The sequence below is a fragment of the Paenibacillus sp. GYB003 genome (assembly GCF_036577625.1).
GTDB lineage: Bacteria > Bacillota > Bacilli > Paenibacillales > NBRC-103111 > Paenibacillus_AB.
Window position 1 is genome coordinate 42,007 of sequence record NZ_JARBDC010000052.1, and the last position, 15,634, is coordinate 57,640.

Consider the following 15,634-nt stretch of genomic DNA (forward strand, 5'->3'; position numbering starts at 1 on the left):
CCGATTATGTAAACTTTTTGTAATTTACATTTCATTACAATTCCATTAACACCCGGTTAACCAACGAGCGTTACAATGAACGGTAAACGAGTAGGGAGGTGCGGAAGTGGTAGTATTCGACATCGTCTGCGACGGAGAAATCAGGGAAACGTTCCGGCCGTCCAATCAAAACCGACGCGAGCTGTATTGGTTTATCGTCGACCGCCTTCCCCTCTTGAGGCAAAAGTACGGCCACAGCTTCACCGTGTACCGAAGATCGATCCAGGAATAGCGGCCTGTCCCCGGCACCTCATCCCGCGACGAGAATCGGAACCGCGCCTCGCTCGTCGTCGACGGCCGGAACAGGCCGGCGCAAGACGAGATGAGAAAGGCCGCGGACGCGCGGGGATTGGCGTTTCTATCGACCGGGCGGCCGGCCGCCCTCAAGGCCGTACCTCGCCCGGCGTGACGCCCCAATATTTGCGGAAGACGCGCGTGAAGTAGCTGCCGTCGTGGTAGCCGACCATGGCGGCCGCTTCGCTGATTTTCGCGCCGGCCTGCAGCGCCGCCTTCGCCCGCTCCATTTTGCGCTCGATGACGTAGGCGGAAAACGACTTGCCCGTCTCCTGCTTGAACAACCGGCTCAGATAGGACGAATTGACGTACAGCCGGTCGGCGACCTGATGCAGCGAAATGTCCTGATCCATTTCTTCCTCCACGATGCCGAGCAGCTGCTTGACGATTTGATGGCTCACCGACATGCGCTGCTTGTGCACGTACTCGGCCGCGCGCTGCACGACGCGCACGAGCAGCGCATGAATTTGCTCCTTGCGGCCGAGCGCCTGCAAATTGAAGAAGAGGGCGAAATCGTCGCCGGCCAGCTCCTTGAACGGCCATCCCTGCTGCTGCATAATCCGGATGAGCAGGGCGCCGAAATACATGATGTTCTCCTGCACGTCGTCCGCCGATTCCGCGGCCATAATGCCGCTCATCGCCCACAGCTTCTCGAGCGCTTCCGTCGCCTTCTCGCAGTCTCCCGTCTGCAGGGCGATTTCGAGCGCCTTCTCCATGTTCGGATCCGACGGAAGCAGCGGCTTGTTGCCCGTCTCCTCGCGGAACGGGATGGCGATATTGCCGCCGTAAACGATCCGGTTTTGCAGCGCGCGAACGGCTTGCCGGTACAGCTCCGGCACTTCGTCGCGGCTGCCGGGAGTCCGGCAAATGCCGCCGCTCGCCGTAAGCTTGAGGCATTCCTTCACCGTCGACAGCAGCCGGGCGACGTCCGTGTTGATCTGCAGCATGACGTCGCCGTCCTCTTTATCCGCCGGAGCCTTGAATATAAGCGCGGTCGGTCCCCCCGGGTCGGAGCACACCCAGCAATCCGGCAGCGTCTCCTTGGCGATGCCCCCGAGCGCGAACTGCAGCACGGGCATATCCTGCTGCCCGAAGCGCGTTTCCCCTTCCGGCACCGGGTCCATGTCGACGGCGACGACGGCGTACTTGGCATCCCGCTCCAGGTCGAGCTGCACGTCCTGGCTGCGGCGGGTCACTTCCCATTCGACGAATTTGCCGTTCAGCCAATTGACGAAAAAGTTGTTTTGCAAATTCGGCAAATTATGCCGCCACTTCTCCTGCAGCGCGTCCTGGCTGTGCTTCAGCTCGAGCTCCCGGCGCAGCTGCTCGGCCGCATCCAGCACCGCCTGCAATATTTCTTCGTCGCCGGCCGGCTTGAGCAAATATTTCGAGAGCAGGGCGGCCGTCCGCAGGGCGGCGGTCAAGGCGGCGGCGAGCGCCGCCACGACGGAAATCGCCCGCCGTACCAGGGCAACCGTCCGCAAGGCGGCGGCCAAGGCGGCGGAGGAGGCCGTCCGTTCGGCGACCGTCCGCAGGGCGGCGGCCAGGGAGGCGGCGAGCGCCGCCACGACGGAAATCGCCCGCCGTACCAAGGCAACCGTCCGCAGGGCGGCGGCCAAGGCGGCGGAGGAGGCCGCCCGTTCGGCGACCGTCCGCAGGGCGGCGGAGGAGGCCGTCCGTTCGGCGACCGTCCGCAGGGCGGCGGAGGAGGCCGTCCGTTCGGCGACCGTCCGCAAGGCGGCGGAGGAGGCCGTCCGGCCGCAGTCGCGCCGGTCGCACCCGCAGCCAATACGCGGCCGCCGGCTCCGCGCACCGACCGCGACCGCGGCTATCAGGACCGGGAACGGGGAGGCGTGTTGAAAAACGCCGATCCGCGCTTCAACAAAGCGGAGGTCATTCGCACGACGGTCGAAAATTTGGACGACATCACGGTAGGTACCGGCCGGGCGAAAAAACCGAAGCCGGGATTTTCCGGCCGTTCGGGCGGAGCGGGCAACCGCGGAGGCAAAGGCGGCAGAGGCCGGCATCAGCCTCAGGAAGTGCGCAAAGAAAAAATCGACAATACGCCGAAAAAAATTATCGTGCGCGGCACGATGACGGTCGGCGAGCTTTGCAAGCTGCTTCATAAGGACGCGTCCGAAGTGATCAAGAAGCTGCTGTTCCTCGGAACGATGGCGACGATCAACCAGGAGCTCGACCTCGACACGATTTTGCTGGTGGCGGGCGAATTCAACGTCGACGTCGAAGTGAAGCTGCCGGTCGAGGAAGACAATTTCGAAACGATCGAAGAGAAGGACGACGAAGCCGACTTGGTCGAACGTCCGCCGGTCGTGACGATTATGGGACACGTCGACCACGGGAAGACGACGCTGCTTGACGCGATTCGCCAGACGAACGTCACGGAAGGCGAAGCGGGCGGCATTACGCAGCATATCGGAGCTTATCAGGTCGAGATTAAAAATAAAAAGATTACGTTCCTGGATACGCCGGGTCACGAAGCGTTCACGTCGATGCGCGCGCGCGGCGCCCAGGTGACGGACATCACGATCATCGTCGTGGCGGCGGACGACGGCGTCATGCCGCAAACGGTCGAAGCGATCAGCCACGCGAAAGCGGCGGGCGTGCCGATCATCGTGGCGGTCAACAAGATCGACAAGCCCGAGGCGAACCCGGACAAAATCAAGCAAGAGCTGACGGAATACGAATTGGTGCCGGAAGAATGGGGCGGCGATACGATTTTCGTCAACATTTCGGCCAAACAGCGGATCGGTTTGGAAGAGCTGCTCGAAATGATTTTGCTCGTCGCCGAAGTGCAGGAATTCAAAGCGAACCCGAACAAACGGGCGAGAGGCACCGTGATCGAGGCCGAGCTGGACAAAGGGAAAGGGCCGGTCGCCCGCGTGCTCATCCAGCACGGGACGCTCAAGATCGGCGACGCGTTCGTGGCGGGCGTCTGCTTCGGCCGCGTGCGCGCGATGGTGAACGACAAAGGGCGCCGTCTGAAGGAAGCGGGACCGTCGACGCCGGTCGAAATTACCGGTTTGACGGATGTGCCGCAGGCCGGCGATCCGTTCATGGCGTTCGAGGACGAGCGGAAGGCTAGAGCGATCGCCGAGCGTCGTCTCACGACGCACCGCCAGTCGACGATGGGCGCCAACACCCGCGTCACGCTGGACGATCTTTACAAGCATATTAAAGACGGCGAAATCAAAGATTTGTACGTCATCATCAAAGGCGACGTGCAAGGGTCCGTCGAAGCGCTCAAAGGCTCGTTGGAAAAAATCGAAGTCGAGGGCGTTCGCGTGAAAATCATTCACAGCGGCGTCGGCGCGATAACGGAATCGGACATCATCCTCGCGTCCGCTTCGAACGCGATCATCATCGGCTTCAACGTTCGTCCGGAGCCGGCCGCGATGACGACGGCCGAGCAGGAAAAAGTCGACATCCGCCTGCACAGCATCATTTACAAGGTGATCGAAGAGATCGAGCAGGCGATGAAGGGCATGCTCGACCCGGTTTACAAAGAGGTCGTCATCGGCCAAGCGGAAGTCCGCAACTTGTTCAAGGTGAGCAAAATCGGCACGATCGCCGGCTGCATGGTCACTTCGGGCAAAATTACGCGCGCGGCCGAACTTCGTCTGATTCGCGAAGGCATCGTCGTGTATACGGGCAAAATCGATTCGCTCAAACGGTTCAAGGACGATGTCCGCGAAGTGGCCCAAGGGTACGAGTGCGGCATTTCCATCGAGAAATTCAACGATATCCGCGAAGGCGACGTCATCGAAGCGTTCGTGATGGAATCCGTGGAAAGGTGATGACGGATGGCTAAAGTTCGCGTCGGCCGTGTCGGCGAGCAAATCAAAAAAGAATTGAGCCAAATTTTGCAGTCGGAGCTGAAGGATCCCCGCGTCGGCTTCGTGACCGTAACCGGAGTCGACGTGACGAACGACCTGTCGCTGGCGAAGGTGTACCTGAGCGTTCTCGGCACCGATCAGGAAAAGGAAGAGTCGCTCAAAGCGATCGCCAAGGCGACCGGCTTCATCCGTTCGGAGCTCGGCAAACGAATCCGTCTGCGGATTACGCCCGAGCTGCAGTTCCAGATCGACGCGTCGATCGAATACGGCAGCCGGATCGACCGGCTGCTGCACAAAATTCAGGAAGACGGGAATCCGAACGTATGAGCGGGCCACGCGAGACGCGCTCTTATGCCGAGCAATTGGCCGCCGCCCGGGCGTTCATCGAGGCGAACGACGATTTCCTCGTCGTCGCGCACGTGAACCCCGACGGCGATGCGGCCGGCTCGACGGCCGCCGTCGGGCTGCTGCTGGAGCGTTTGGGCAAAACGTACACCATGGCGAACGAAGGCGTCATGCCGGACAAGTTCGACCATTTGGCAGGGTTCGGGCGAATCGCCAGCATGGACGGCGATCGGCCGGAGCGCCGGTTCCGCTGCGTCATCAGCGTCGATTGCGCGGATGCGTCGAGAATCGGACGCGTTAGGGAGCTGTTCGCGGACGACGCGCGCATCCTCAATATCGACCATCACGCGTCGAACGACCATTTCGGCGACGTTCGGCTCATTCGCCCCGACGCGGCGGCCACCGTCGAGCTGCTGTACGATTTGGCGCGCGAGATGAACGTGCCGCCGTCGCTCGAATTCGCGACCGCCGTCTATACGGGACTGCTGACCGACACCGGCGGCTTCCGCTATTCGAACACGACTCCGAAAGTGCTGCGGATCGCGGCCGAGCTTTTGGAAATCGGCGTCAGCGGGGATCGGCTGGCCGAACGGCTGCTGGAGCGGATCAGCTTTTCGCACGTAACCGTCTTGAAGCAGGCGCTCGGCACGCTTTCGTTCGATTACGGCCGCAAGCTGAGCTGGATCGTCGTGTCCGCGGAGCTGATGCGGCAGACGGGGGCGACTTCCGAAGACTTGGACGGACTCATCCTGTACCCGCGCAACATCGAAGGCGTCGAAGTCGGGCTGCTGTTCAAGCAGACGGACGAGCGCACCGTCAAGGTGAGCTTCCGTTCGAACGGCAACGTCGACGTGGCGGCCATCGCCAAAACGTTCGGCGGGGGCGGACACGTCCGCGCTTCCGGCTGTACGGTCGCCGGCGAGCTGGAGGACGTCGTCGGGCGGGTTACGAAGGAAGTAGGGCAATCGTTCCTATGACATACGAAGGCGTTTTGCCGGTTCGCAAACCGGCCGGATTTACGTCGCACGACGTCGTGGCCAAAGCGCGGCGCATACTCGGGATGAAGCGGATCGGCCATACGGGGACGCTCGATCCCCAAGTGACCGGCGTTCTTCCGCTTTGCCTCGGCCGCGCGACCCGATTCGTCGAATACATTCAGGAGCTTCCGAAGCAGTACGAGGCCGAGCTGACGATCGGTTACAGTACGGATACGGAAGATTGGACCGGGGAAACGACCCGGAAGCTTGCGCCGGGACAAGTCGCGCTGTCCGAAGCGGACGTGCGCGCAGCGATCGCATCGTTCGTCGGAACGATCGAGCAGGTGCCGCCGATGTATTCCGCGGTGAAGGTCGGGGGCAAAAAATTGTACGAGCTGGCCCGGGAAGGCAAGCAAATCGAACGGAAGGCGCGCCGCGTCGACATTTACGAAATCGAACCGATTCGTCTCGACTTGACGGCGGATTACCCGAAAGTCCGTTTCCGCGTTCTTTGCTCGAAAGGGACGTACATTCGCACGCTGTGCGTCGATATCGGAAAAGCGCTCGGTTTCCCGGCGGTCATGACCGACCTCGTTCGCAGCCGCTCCGGCCCGATTACGCTCGGCGACTGCCTGACCTTGGAGCAAATCGAGGAACTGCACCGAACGGGGCGGCTCGCCTCCCGGATCATTCCCGGCGATCGCGTCGCCGAGCATTTGCCCGCGATCGCCGTACCCGTTCGGGACGCGGCGCACGCCGCGCAGGGCAAATCGGTCCCGCTGCCGGAAGGCGCGGCCAAGCCGGAAACGGGCGGGCTTGTCCGAATGTACGACCCGGACGGCCGGTTTGTCGGCTTGTTCCGGTACGATCGCGACGGCGACGCGCTGCGTCCCGAAAAAGTGTTTGCGCAAAGCTTATCCCGGCCGGACGCCGATTAGCAGGTGAGAGTGACATGCAAGCGATAACGATGAACTATCCGATGCATTTCCCGGTGCCGGGGATGCCCGAACGCGGACAAGTGCTGGCGATCGGAGATTTTGACGGGCTGCATCTCGGACATCGCGAGGTCGTCCGCAGGGCGGTCGAGACGGCCCGCAAGCTGCGTCTTCCCGCCGCGGTCATGACGTTCCACCCGCATCCGCGGGAAGTGCTCGGCCAACAAAAATACGTGGAGCATTTGACGCCGCTGCAGGACAAGCTGAAGCTGCTCGAGGACGCGGGGATCGACGTCGCGTACATCGTCCGTTTCGACGTGCCGTTTTCGCAAATCAGCCCGTCGCAATTCGTCGAAGAGGTTCTCGTCCCCATGGAGCCGAGCACGGTCGTGATCGGCTTCGATTACCGGTTCGGCCATAAGGGGGGCGGCGACGCGGACTCGCTCTGCGAGCTGGCCGCCGGCCGTTTCGCCGTCGAAGTGGTGCGTCCGTACCGGATGGACGGCGAGAAAGTGAGCAGCACGCTGATTCGCGATTCGCTCATGCAGGGGGACGTAAGCCGGGTTTCCCGGCTTCTCGGACGCGATTACGCCTTGTCGGGCGAAGTCGTGCACGGCGCGGCCAGAGGCAGGCTGATCGGGTTTCCGACGGCCAACATCGAGCCGGACGCCCCGTACGTCGTTCCGGCGAACGGCGTCTACGCGGTGCGGCTCGAATGGGGCGGCAGGCGGTATGCCGGCGTGATGAATATCGGCACGAAGCCGACCTTCGAGGGGGACAAGGCGAAGCGGACGCTCGAGGCGCATTTGTTCGATTTCGATTCCGACATATACGGAGAAACGGTCAAAGTCGAATTCGTCGCCTACATCCGGCCCGAGCAAAAGTTCGCCTCCGTCGACGACCTGATTGCGCAAATACGTCGCGACGCCGTTACGGCCCGCGAACTGACCGGCCATTCTCCCGTTCAGGAGGCGGCTCGGCTTCGGAACGGGCTTTCGTAAACGAACCGGAAGCTTCATCGGTTTCGGCGTTTACTTTCGTTCCCCGAATGTGCTATACTAAATTCCGTTGCCCGGGCATTTCGGCCGCGGCGGACGAACCTTGGCTCGGTCGCTAGATCTCACCGTCTTCTTCTGGGCTAACGGCGATTATTTGACGAATAGGGAGGTGAACGGGATGGCATTGACTCAAGAACGCAAAACCCAGCTGATCCAGGATTTCAAGAAGCATGAATCCGATACGGGATCTCCGGAAGTGCAAATCGCTATCCTTACGGAAAACATCGTGAACTTGACGAACCATCTGCGCGTGCACAAGAAAGACCATCACTCGCGCCGCGGATTGCTCAAAATGGTCGGTCAACGCCGCAAGCTGCTTGCCTACTTGAAAAACAACGACGTAGGCCGCTACAGCGCATTGATCGAACGTCTCGGACTTCGCCGATAACGTAAAATCGCGAGCGAAAAACAACCTAGCCGGCTCCGTGGCCGGACGGTTGTTTTTTTCCTATATGGGGCCTGACGGGGCCGGCTCCCGGGATTCCCCGGTTTTTCGGGGAATTTTCTTCGGTTAGAAGGAAATACTGGTTGGTATGCAGAAATAAGGAGAGTCGCTAGCCGAGCTTACATAAGAGCAGGAGGGATTGTATGGTAACGAAAGCGAGCATGGACCTTGGCGGTCGGCCGCTTCAGTTTGAAACCGGGCGATTGGCCAAGCAGGCCAACGGAGCGGTGCTCGTTCGCTATGGCGAAACGGTCGTGCTGTGTACCGTAACCGCTTCGAGCGAGCCGAAAGATTTGGATTTTTTCCCGCTTACCGTCAACTACGAAGAAAGGCTGTACGCGGTAGGGAAAATTCCCGGAGGATTTATTAAGCGGGAAGGCCGCCCGAGCGAGAAAGCGATTTTGGCCGGACGGTTGACCGACCGTACGATTCGTCCGCTGTTCCCCGAAGGGTTCCGCAACGACGTCCAAATCGTGGCGATGGTCATGAGCGTCGATCAAGACTGCTCGCCCGAAATCGCGGCGATGATCGGCACCTCGGCGGCGCTGACCGTCTCCGACGTTCCGTTCAACGGACCGATCGCCGGCGTTATCGTCGGACGAATCGACGGTCAGTTCATTATTAATCCGACGCACGAGCAGGAGCTGAAAAGCGACATGTACGTCGTCGTCGGCGGGACGAAAGACGCGATCATGATGGTCGAGGCCGAAGCGAACGAAGTGCCGGAAGAGCATATTTTGGAAGCGATCATGTTCGGCCACGAAGAAATCAAGAAAACGATCGACGTGATCGAATCATTCGCGCGCGACGCCGGCAAGCCGAAGATGGAAGTGAAGCTGCACGCGGTCGATCCGCAAGTGAGCGCGGACGTTCGCGAGTTCGCCGCCGCCCGTTTGGTGGAAGCGATCCGCATTCCGGAGAAGCACGCGCGCCAGGACGCGATCGACGCGATCAACGGCGAAGCGGTCGACCATTTCTCGCAAGCGTACGCCGAGACGCCGGAAAAGCTGAGCGACGTCAAGGAAGTGCTGTACGATATCGTCAAGGAAGAAGTGCGCCGCCTCATTACGCACGATAAAGTTCGTCCGGACGGCCGCGGCCTGAGCGAAATTCGCCCGATCGAATGCGATACGGCCATACTGCCGCGCACGCACGGCTCCGGCTTGTTTACGCGCGGGCAAACGCAGGCGCTCAGCGTATGTACGCTCGGGGCGCTCGGCGACGTGCAAATTTTGGACGGACTCGATTTGGAAGAAACGAAGCGGTTTATGCACCATTATAACTTCCCGCCGTTCAGCGTCGGCGAAGCGAGACCGCTGCGCGCCCCGGGACGCCGCGAAATCGGCCACGGCGCGCTTGGCGAACGGGCTTTGGCGAAAGTCATTCCGCCGGAATCCGAATTCCCGTACACGATCCGTCTCGTATCCGAGGTGCTCGAGTCGAACGGTTCGACGTCGCAGGCCAGCATATGCGCCAGCACGCTGGCGATGATGGACGCCGGGGTGCCGATCAAAGCGCCGGTGGCGGGCGTGGCGATGGGGCTCATCAAGGACGGGGAGCATTTCTCGATATTGACCGACATTCAAGGCATGGAAGACCATCTGGGCGATATGGACTTCAAGGTCGCCGGGACGTCGGCCGGCGTGACGGCCATTCAGATGGACATCAAGATCGACGGCATCGACCGTTCGATATTGACCGAAGCGCTCGCGCAGGCGAAGGAAGGCCGGATGTTCATTTTGGGCAAAATGATGGAGGCGATCGCCGAGCCGCGGAAAGCACTTTCGCCTTACGCGCCGAAAATCGTCATCATGCACATCAATCCGGACAAAATCCGCGAAGTGATCGGAGCCGGCGGCAAAGTGATCAACAAAATCATCGAGGAAACCGGCGTCAAGATCGATATCGAGCAGGACGGCACCGTATTCATCGCTTCGTCCAACGCGGAGATGAACGAGAAAGCGAAGTCGATCATCGAAGGCATCGTCCGCGAAGTCGTCGTAGGCGAAACGTACCTCGGCACGGTGCGGCGGATCGAGAAGTTCGGCGCTTTCGTCGAAATTTTGCCGGGCAAGGACGGTCTCGTCCACATTTCGCAAATATCGAACGAGCGCGTGGCGAAAGTCGAAGACGTACTCAAAATCGGCGATCAAATTACGGTCAAAGTCACCGAAATCGACAATCAAGGACGCGTCAATTTGTCGCGCAAAGCGACGCTGGCGGCGCCTCAAGTGCCGACGCAAAGCTGACGCCCGCAACCAACCGCATACTTTTTCAAACAAAGAGCCAGAGCAGTCTGTCTCTTTTTTTATGGACAAATAGTGGTTATCAATTAGAACTTATATCTTTTCGGCCTCCTTCTTAGTGTTTTGCAAACCTTCGTTTCCACGTCCGGCGTATCCTTATACTGTCGGGCCACTGGAATCGAACGAATCGGAAAACCTCCTGTTAACTCACTCTCGTATAGGCGTCGTTTTGAAATACCGGGAGAAGCTCCAGTTATAATGGCTCTGTATCGGCGAAATGCGCGGTTCGGTCGAAAATAGTGGGACGTTTTCCCGTTGTTTTGCCCGGAAACGGGAATCGACCCGAAAATAGCGGGAACATTTCCATCTCGCTTCCCGCTTCGCTGCCGTTTCGGCACAACCAACATGGTTCGGTTTGCACAGAAAAGACCGTCCTGTCCCGACCTTTGCTTAACGGAGCGGTCCTGCTGCCGGCGGCGGGACACACGATATCGGCCCGTATGACCTGCGCCGGCGTCGCCGGGAGTTGGAGCGTGGGGCGAGCGTGGGGCGGTTGCGGGACGGGCCCCAAGTTCCAAGCGTCTAACGGACATGGCGGACGCTATTGAGCCTAATAACGGCTTATTTTTTTCTAACGGACACAGGCTCAGCTATTTGGCGAAAAGCCCCTTCTTGAACGGCGGTTCGGAGAAAGTAAGCGCAGGTGGTGTCCGTTACGAGTGGAAAACGGCCGATTTTCGCGAAATAAGCTCCGTGGCGTCCGTTACGTTTTGGAACCCGACGGTTTGCGTTCATCCTCATAATACGTCGATAGACGATTTTCTTAATCCCGACATATCCCCGGGCTGTCCGACATAAAATTGGTACAAACTTACGGATCGGGGTATGGGGAGATGAAAAACGTAAAAGTGATCGTCATCGGAGCGGCCTTGACGCTCGCGACTTGGGGAGCGCTCAGCTCCGGCAGCCTGGACGCGTACGTGCGCTCGCTCGGCCAAAGCTCGGGGACGGCGTACCGGTACGTCGAGCCGTTCGACGGCCCGGACCCGGCATCGCGGACGACATCGATCAAGCCGAACGAGGAGCAGCTGCTGCAGTCCATCAAGGACGAGGCCGAGAAGCGGAAGGAGGCGCCGATCGACGCCAAGATCGACCGCGTTTGGAAAGCGATTCCCGGCTACAACGGGATCGAGGTGGACATCGAGGGCACGTGGAAGCTGGCGATGCAGCGCGGAACGGAAAACGGCATTCCGTTCGTGTACAAAGAAATTCCCCCGAGCGTCGGCCTCGACGATCTCGGCGCCGAACCGATCTACAAAGGCAATCCGAAAAAGCCGATGGCCGCCTTCATGATCAACGTCGCATGGGGGAACGAATATATCGGAACGATGCTGGACGTGCTGGAGAAGGAAGGGGTTCGCGCCACCTTTTTTTTCGACGGCTCGTGGCTGAGCAAAAACGTCGAAACGGCCAAAACGATCCGGCAAAAAGGGCACGAGCTGTCCAACCACGCTTATTCGCACAAAGATATGAGCAAGCTGGGGAGGGAGGATACGGTGCGGGAAATCGAACGGACGCAGCGGCTGCTCAAGGAACAGCTGGGAGTGGACAATACGCTGTTCGCGCCGCCCTCCGGCGACTTCAGCAGCCTGACCGTAAAGGTGGCGCACGAGATGAACTTGAGGACGATTCTGTGGACGCTCGACACGGTCGACTGGACGAAACCGAGCTCCGATTCGATCGTTCGCAAAATCGCCGCCCGCGTCGAGCCGGGGGCGCTCATCTTGATGCATCCGACGGCATCGGCGTCCGGGGCGCTCGAAGGAATGATCAAGACGATTCGGGACAAAGGGCTGGTCCTCGGCACCGTCTCCGAAGTAATATCGCCGAATCGGGTTCCAAAGGTTGAGCATCCGTAGTTTTTTTGTTACTATCATGGGAGTACGCGGGACCGACCGTCGTCCTAAGCGCTAACGAGTTCGCCCAAACCGCATCGTTACGATTACTTACGTTTCCATAATAAGGGGGAGCCCCATTTTGATCAAAAAGACGCTCAGCAACGGGCTGCGGATCATCGCGGAACCGATTCCGACCTATCGTTCGGTTTCGTTCGGCATATGGATCAAGACCGGATCGCGTCATGAAGGCGCGGCGAACAACGGCATTTCGCATTTTATCGAACATATGCTGTTTAAAGGCACGGAGCGGTATTCGGCCCAAGATATCGCGGAAATTTTCGACGGAATCGGCGGCAACGTGAACGCCTTTACGGCCAAAGAATATACGTGTTATTACGCCAAAGTGCTGGATACGCATCTGCCTCTCGCCGTCGACGTGCTGGCCGACATGTTTTTCCATTCGAAGCTCGACCAGGCGGAGCTCGACAAGGAACGCAACGTCATTCTGGAAGAAATCTCGATGTACGACGACACGCCGGACGATCTCGTGCACGACCTGATCGCCAAAGCGTCGTACAGCGATCACCCGCTCGCGTATTCGATACTCGGCACCGAGCAAAATTTGCGCGCCATGCAGCCGGATACGCTCCGGCAATATATGAACGACCATTACTCGATTCCGAACACCGTCATCTCGCTGGCCGGCAATATCGACGAGAGCGTCACCGAGCTGCTCGAACGCCATTTCGGCTCGTTTCGCAATACGGGAACGGCGAGCAGGCTGGAAGCGCCCGCGTTTGTCGGCGAGTCGCTGTTCCATGCGAAAAAAACGGAGCAAAACCATATTTGCTTGTCGCTTCCCGGCTGCTCGCTGCACGATCCGATGCTGTACCCGATGATTTTGCTCAACAATTTGATCGGCGGCGGGATGAGCTCGTATTTGTTCCAGGAAATTCGCGAGAAACGGGGACTCGCGTACTCCGTTTATTCGTATCATACGGCGCATGCCGACAGCGGCGAGTTTACGATCTATATGGGGACGGCGCCGAAGCAAACGGACGAGGTGCTGAAGGTGACGATGGACGTCCTGGAAGGCGTCGTGCGGAAAGGGCTGTCCGACGAGGAGCTGCGCAAAGGAAAGGAGCAGCTGAAGGGCAGCTTCATTCTCAGCCTCGAAAGCACGAGCAGCCGGATGAACCGGCTCGGCAAAAACGAGCTGATGCTCGGCGTTCACCATACGCTCGACGAGATACTCGCCATGATCGATTCCGTGTCGCAGGACGACATTCGCGGGCTGGTCAATCGGCTCTTTTCCCGGCCTTTCGCGCTGGCGATGGTCGGGAAATCGGACAAAGCGATCCAAACGTTCAGGAGGGACTCTCTTGTCATACGAAGTTAAAGTGAAGCGGCTGCCCGGCTGCGAAGACGTCCGGCTCCCGCAAAAAATGTCCGCGCTCGCCAGCGGCTTCGACTTGCACGCGGCCGTATCCGAGCCGGTTACGCTCGGGCCCGGGGAACGCGCCCTCATTCCGACCGGGATCGCGATCGCGATGCCGGGCGAGCTGGAGGCGCAAATACGGCCGCGCAGCGGCCTCGCCCTGAAGCACGGCATCACCTGCCTGAATACGCCGGGAACGATCGACGCCGATTACCGCGGAGAGATCAAAGTGCTGCTCGTCAATTTGGGACAAGCTCCTTTTACGATCGAACGCAACGAACGGATCGCCCAAATGGTGTTCCAGCTCGTCCCTCCGGTGCGGCTTGCCGAAGTCGCCGATTTGGACGAAACGGAGCGCGGCTCCGGAGGGTTCGGCCATACCGGCACGCAATGATGCGAGACCGATCGATAACGATAACGATTACGAAACCGCCATTTCCGATCCGGAAATTGGCGGTTTTTTCGGTTAAGCCGCCGCCGGCGGCCGGGGGGACGCCCGCGTTCCGCGGGAGGACGCGCGGACGGCCGCTCGTCTTGGGCTGTAACCCATCGGCGCAAGACCGCATAAGATGTCGTATACTCGGTTGTATGAAAGGGGTGTAATCATGCTGACCGGCATTCAAATTACGCTCATTGGCGGAGACGCCCGCCAATTGGAAGTGATCCAGAAATTTTCGGAGCTGGACGCGGCCGTCACCCTGATCGGGTTCGACAATTTGCAGTACTCGTACAGCGGCGTTTCGAAGCTCGCTTTGACGCCGGAATCGCTCGAAAAGACGGACGCCGTCATACTGCCGGTCGTCGGGACGGACGACAACGGCGTCGTCGAATCGATATTTTCGGGAACGGAACTCATTTTGACGGGCGACCATCTCGCCGCTCTGCCGTCGCATGCCAAAATATACACCGGAATGGCGAAGCCCTATTTAAAGAAGCTTAGCTCGGAGCACAACATCAGGCTGATCGAGCTGCTCGAGCGGGACGACGTGGCGATTTACAATTCGATTCCTACCGCGGAAGGCGCCCTCATGATGGCGATCCAAAATACGGATATTACGATTCACGGCTCGGTCTGCATGGTTCTCGGCATGGGCCGCACCGGCTTGACGATGGCGCGGACGCTGAAGGGGCTCGGGGCGAACGTGCTTGTCGGCATCCGCAAACCGGAGCATTTCGCCCGGGCGTGGGAGATGGGTTTTACGCCGTTTTACCTTAGCGAGCTGGCCCAAAAGGTGACCAATATCGACTTGCTTTTTAATACGATTCCGACTATGATAGTCACAGCGCAAATTATTGCCGGAATGCCGCACCGCGCCGTCATTATCGACCTTGCGTCGAAGCCCGGCGGCACCGATTTCCGCTTCGCGGAAAAACGCGGCGTGAAGGCGATGCTTGCGCCAGGACTTCCCGGAATCGTCGCACCGAAAACGGCTGGCCGCATTATCGCGAACACGATAAGCCAGCTGATCTTGGAAGACGTTACGACCGGGAGGAATGCGCAATGAACTGGACGGGGAAGACGGTCGGTTTCGCTTTGACCGGCTCTCACTGCACGTTTGCCGAAACGATGCCGCATATTCAAAGCTTCGTCGACGCCGGAGCGAGGGTGATTCCGATCGCCTCGCAAACGCTCATGACGACCGATACGCGGTTCGGCACCTCGGAAAATTGGCAAAAACAGTTGAAAGATATAACCGGGAATGATATCATTTCTTCAATTGTGGATGCGGAGCCGCTCGGACCTTCCAAATTGCTCGACGTCATGCTGATCGCGCCTTGCACGGGCAACACGACGAGCCGGCTTGCGAACGCGATGACCGACAGCGCCGTACTGATGGCCGCCAAAGCGCAGATGCGCAATCAGCGTCCGCTCGTGCTCGCCATCTCCACGAACGACGGACTCGGCCTCAATGCCGCCAATATCGCCAAGCTCCTCGTAGCCAAAAACATTTATTTCGTTCCGTTCGGCCAGGACAATCCGGCCCAAAAGCCGAATTCGCTCGTGGCGCGGATGGAGCTGATCATGGACACGTGTGCAGCCGCGCTGGAAGGAAGACAGCTGCAGCCGCTGCTTATCGAAAGGTTCCAGGATTTCATATCATAAT

At 59.5% G+C, this 15,634-nt stretch carries 14 protein-coding genes; 13 read left to right on the plus strand and 1 reads right to left on the minus strand.

All coding sequences use genetic code 11. The annotated features are described in order from the left end of the window. Positions 1–106: 106 nt before the first annotated feature. Positions 107–271, plus strand: a complete 165-nt coding sequence (locus PV407_RS17140) for a hypothetical protein (RefSeq protein WP_332091142.1) — start codon at positions 107–109, stop codon at positions 269–271. 151 nt (positions 272–422) lie between these two features. On the opposite strand, the gene PV407_RS17145 is transcribed toward PV407_RS17140, so the two are convergent. Beyond that, on the minus strand, positions 423–2,069 hold the full coding sequence (locus PV407_RS17145; protein ID WP_332091143.1) for a helix-turn-helix transcriptional regulator: 1,647 nt from the start codon (positions 2,067–2,069) through the stop codon (positions 423–425). Between the two features lie 117 nt (positions 2,070–2,186). Between PV407_RS17145 and infB the strand changes: the two genes are divergently transcribed. The 12 genes from infB to PV407_RS17205 all read left to right on the plus strand — a co-directional run bounded on the left by infB (position 2,187) and on the right by PV407_RS17205 (position 15,633). Further along, positions 2,187–4,148 (plus strand): translation initiation factor IF-2, encoded by a 1,962-nt coding sequence (infB, locus tag PV407_RS17150; RefSeq protein ID WP_332091144.1) that lies wholly within the window; start codon positions 2,187–2,189, stop codon positions 4,146–4,148. 6 nt (positions 4,149–4,154) lie between these two features. Further along, the gene (rbfA, locus tag PV407_RS17155) at positions 4,155–4,514 is read left to right on the plus strand and encodes a 30S ribosome-binding factor RbfA (protein ID WP_332091145.1); all 360 of its coding nucleotides are present in this window, start codon (positions 4,155–4,157) and stop codon (positions 4,512–4,514) included. After that, a complete protein-coding gene (locus PV407_RS17160) occupies positions 4,511–5,509 on the plus strand; it encodes a DHH family phosphoesterase (protein WP_332091146.1) in 999 nt (332 codons plus the stop codon). Before rbfA ends, PV407_RS17160 begins: the two co-directional genes overlap by 4 nt. Then, positions 5,506–6,447 carry a tRNA pseudouridine(55) synthase TruB gene (truB, locus tag PV407_RS17165; RefSeq protein WP_332091147.1) on the plus strand — a complete coding sequence of 314 codons (942 nt, stop codon included), beginning with the start codon at positions 5,506–5,508 and terminating at the stop codon, positions 6,445–6,447. Before PV407_RS17160 ends, truB begins: the two co-directional genes overlap by 4 nt. A 14-nt stretch (positions 6,448–6,461) precedes the next feature. Beyond that, a complete protein-coding gene (locus PV407_RS17170) occupies positions 6,462–7,445 on the plus strand; it encodes a bifunctional riboflavin kinase/FAD synthetase (protein WP_332091148.1) in 984 nt (327 codons plus the stop codon). A gap of 175 nt (positions 7,446–7,620) precedes the next feature. Then, a complete protein-coding gene (gene rpsO / locus PV407_RS17175; RefSeq protein ID WP_332091149.1) occupies positions 7,621–7,890 on the plus strand; it encodes a 30S ribosomal protein S15 in 270 nt (89 codons plus the stop codon). Between the two features lie 200 nt (positions 7,891–8,090). Then, a complete protein-coding gene (gene pnp, locus PV407_RS17180; protein WP_332091150.1) occupies positions 8,091–10,196 on the plus strand; it encodes a polyribonucleotide nucleotidyltransferase in 2,106 nt (701 codons plus the stop codon). 890 nt (positions 10,197–11,086) lie between these two features. Further along, positions 11,087–12,112, plus strand: a complete 1,026-nt coding sequence (locus PV407_RS17185; RefSeq protein ID WP_332091151.1) for a polysaccharide deacetylase family protein — start codon at positions 11,087–11,089, stop codon at positions 12,110–12,112. 118 nt (positions 12,113–12,230) lie between these two features. Then, positions 12,231–13,490 (plus strand): M16 family metallopeptidase, encoded by a 1,260-nt coding sequence (locus PV407_RS17190; RefSeq protein ID WP_332091152.1) that lies wholly within the window; start codon positions 12,231–12,233, stop codon positions 13,488–13,490. Then, positions 13,474–13,923, plus strand: a complete 450-nt coding sequence (dut, locus tag PV407_RS17195) for a dUTP diphosphatase (RefSeq protein WP_332091153.1) — start codon at positions 13,474–13,476, stop codon at positions 13,921–13,923. The genes PV407_RS17190 and dut overlap by 17 nt, the downstream gene beginning before the upstream one ends. Positions 13,924–14,134: 211 nt before the next feature. Beyond that, the gene (gene dpsA / locus PV407_RS17200) at positions 14,135–15,034 is read left to right on the plus strand and encodes a dipicolinate synthase subunit DpsA (RefSeq protein WP_332091154.1); all 900 of its coding nucleotides are present in this window, start codon (positions 14,135–14,137) and stop codon (positions 15,032–15,034) included. Next, positions 15,031–15,633, plus strand: a complete 603-nt coding sequence (locus PV407_RS17205) for a dipicolinate synthase subunit B (protein WP_332091155.1) — start codon at positions 15,031–15,033, stop codon at positions 15,631–15,633. Before dpsA ends, PV407_RS17205 begins: the two co-directional genes overlap by 4 nt. Position 15,634 lies beyond the last annotated feature (1 nt).

Coding starts and splice junctions, on each gene's coding strand:
- PV407_RS17185 (WP_332091151.1), top strand. CDS start 11,087: ATGAAAAACGTAAAAGTGATCGTCATCGGAGCGGCCTTGACGCTCGCG.
- pnp (WP_332091150.1), top strand. CDS start 8,091: ATGGTAACGAAAGCGAGCATGGACCTTGGCGGTCGGCCGCTTCAGTTT.
- PV407_RS17205 (WP_332091155.1), top strand. CDS start 15,031: ATGAACTGGACGGGGAAGACGGTCGGTTTCGCTTTGACCGGCTCTCAC.
- PV407_RS17170 (WP_332091148.1), top strand. CDS start 6,462: ATGCAAGCGATAACGATGAACTATCCGATGCATTTCCCGGTGCCGGGG.
- dpsA (WP_332091154.1), top strand. CDS start 14,135: ATGCTGACCGGCATTCAAATTACGCTCATTGGCGGAGACGCCCGCCAA.
- rpsO (WP_332091149.1), top strand. CDS start 7,621: ATGGCATTGACTCAAGAACGCAAAACCCAGCTGATCCAGGATTTCAAG.
- truB (WP_332091147.1), top strand. CDS start 5,506: ATGACATACGAAGGCGTTTTGCCGGTTCGCAAACCGGCCGGATTTACG.
- PV407_RS17160 (WP_332091146.1), top strand. CDS start 4,511: ATGAGCGGGCCACGCGAGACGCGCTCTTATGCCGAGCAATTGGCCGCC.
- rbfA (WP_332091145.1), top strand. CDS start 4,155: ATGGCTAAAGTTCGCGTCGGCCGTGTCGGCGAGCAAATCAAAAAAGAA.